Annotated in this window: 3 protein-coding genes; all 3 read right to left on the reverse strand. The window is 59.8% G+C overall.

Annotated elements, in window-relative coordinates; translation table 11 throughout:
- Nucleotides 1–45: 45 nt before the first annotated feature.
- Nucleotides 46–1563, reverse strand: coding sequence for an IS66 family transposase (locus tag Q1A75_RS23710; protein WP_299593486.1), 1518 nt, complete (start codon nucleotides 1561–1563; stop codon nucleotides 46–48).
- Nucleotides 1564–1633: 70 nt separating this feature from the next.
- On the reverse strand, nucleotides 1634–1981 hold the full coding sequence (gene tnpB / locus Q1A75_RS23715) for an IS66 family insertion sequence element accessory protein TnpB (protein WP_299593489.1): 348 nt from the start codon (nucleotides 1979–1981) through the stop codon (nucleotides 1634–1636).
- Entirely contained in the window at nucleotides 1978–2361 is a 384-nt protein-coding gene (locus Q1A75_RS23720; RefSeq protein ID WP_299593492.1) for a transposase, read from the reverse strand. Before Q1A75_RS23720 ends, tnpB begins: the two co-directional genes overlap by 4 nt.
- Nucleotides 2362–2403: the final 42 nt, after the last annotated feature.

The raw sequence follows: 2403 nt of genomic DNA on the forward strand, positions 1-2403 counted from the left end.
GTGCCCGTCCGTTGAACTCGGCCTGTTTGGCCAGGGCGGTGTCTGTTACGCTGCTTGGGCAGCGTAACGCCAGGGGAGGAGCTCGCCGAGGCGGGTGATCTTGTGGTCGGCGATCTGGGCGAGGACCCATGTGAGCCAGGCTTGCGGATCGACGTCGTTGAGCTTGGCGGTCTCGATGAGAGTGAAGGCAATTGCCATGGCTTTGCCGCCCCCTTCTGAACCTGCAAACATCCAGTTCTTCCGACCGATGGCGACGGGTTTGACGGCGCGCTCGGCTGTGTTGTTATCCAACTCCAAGCGGCCGTTTTGCAAATATGGCCGCGCCTTTGGCATCCGGCCAAGGGCGTAGCGGATGGCCTGCGCCAATGGCGACTTGCCCGAGATTTTGGGCAATTGTGCGTGCAGCCAGGCTTCTAGATTGTCGAAGATGGGTTTAGCGCGTGACTGCCGCAGCGCGACACGGGCGTCGGGCGATTTGCTCCGCGCGTCTTTCTCTACGGCGTAGAGCTCGGCGATCCGCCGGATGGCTTCCTCGGCAATGGCATTGCCCTGGGAGGCAAAGACATCCACGAACTTGCGCCGGACATGCGCCATGCAGGCCATCTCGTCGGCTTTATCGTCGCCAAACAGCCCGTTGAAGCCGGAATAACCGTCGGCATGGACCCGCCCCGTGTATCCTGCGAGGTGACTGACGGGATGTTCGCCCTTTCGATCAACGGTGAACTGATACCAAGCGCAAGGCGGCGATGATCCCGACCAGGGGCGTTCATCGCGCACATAGGTCCAAACCCGTGCCGTTTTGGTCTTTTTATTGCCCGGCGCTTGCATCTTGACCGGAGTGTCGTCGGCAAACAGCGCATCACCGCGCCGGACGATACGGCCGATCTCATCGGCGAGTGGTTCCAGCAATGCCGTTGACCGGCCTACCCAGTCGGCCATGGTCGAGCGGTCCAGGTCGATGCCTTCACGGGCATAGATTTGGCTTTGGCGATAGAGCGGCAAGTGATCAGCGTATTTGCTGACCAGAACATGCGCCAAAAGGCCGGGGCCGGGTCTGCCGCGCTCAATGGGGCGCGACGGTAGCGGCGATTGGACAATCGCGTCGCAGCTTGAACAGGCTTTGCGGGGCCGGACGATGCGGTTCACGATGAAGCGCCCGGGCACGTATTCCAGTTCCTCGGTGACGTCCTCGCCGAGGGTCTTCAGCCTACCGCCGCAGCGCGTGCAGTCCTCACCCGGGGACAGAACCTCGTCATGCCTGTCCAGATGATCCGGCAGCGGCTTGCGGCTGTGCTGGCGCGGGGCTTTAGCTTCAGCGGTTGGCGTCTCAGGCTTGGCCTGTTCTTCCACGGCCTCGGCAATAGCCTCATCTTCTGCGAAGGTGAGGTTGAGCTGATCAAGGCTCTCGGAGCGCACACCGAACCTGTGGCGGTTTTGTCCTGCCAGTTGATGTTTGAGCTTCTCGATCAGCAGAGCCTGCGACTTGACCTCATCCGCCAGAAGCCGGTTCACGGCCCGCAGTTCTGCCGGGTCATCAGGCGTGATATCGAGGTCTTTGAGCATCGCCGATCCTATACCGGATCAGGGACAAAACGTGAATCCCGAAACCGTTCAAGGGATTGTATTTATTGGTCTAACCGACCTGCAGGGGACGCCAGGTCTTTTGCGGCATGCGCCAGTCGATTCCTTCAAGCAACATCGAAAGCTGTGCGGGTGTCACATTGATCTTGCCGTCCTTCGCAGCAGGCCAAACAAACCGACCTTTCTCCAGCCGCTTGCTGAACAGACACGCGCCCTGCGCGTCCCACCAGATGATCTTCAACAGATCGCCGCGCCGCCCCCGAAACACGAACAGGTGGCCGGAGTAAGGATCAAGCTCCAAAACCTTCTCAGCCTGTGCAGCCAACGTGTTGAACCCGCGCCGCATGTCGGTGACACCCGCTGCCAACCAGACGCGCGTGTTGCTGGGGACGGGGATCAAACCGCCAGACCCTGCACAAGGCTGACGACAGCAGACAACGCCGTCGGTCCTTCGACCAGAATGCGCCGCCCATCGGACAAAGTGATATCAACCCGGCTTGCGGATAAATGTCCTGATCGAGGCGGTATTGGCACGTCGATTGGCGATGGTTCTCGGTCAACATCGACTTCGATCTCAACCGGGAGAAACGTTGCTTCCAGTTCTGGCACCTCCGCCTCAGGAGCAAAACGCGGGTCCTTCAGCCAAGTATGGATCATGTTTGCGTTCATCGCATATCTGCGCGCAACCTGTGCTACTGAAACACCTGGCACCGTCGTCTGCTGACAAATCTCCCGCTTCTCGTCATCCGACCAGCTTCGACGCTTCCGTCGCTTACCCATAAACCCGCCTCTAAGTGTCCACTTGTTTTAATGGACACTTAG

It is taken from the genome of uncultured Tateyamaria sp. (assembly GCF_947504105.1).
In the GTDB taxonomy this organism is placed as follows: domain Bacteria; phylum Pseudomonadota; class Alphaproteobacteria; order Rhodobacterales; family Rhodobacteraceae; genus Tateyamaria.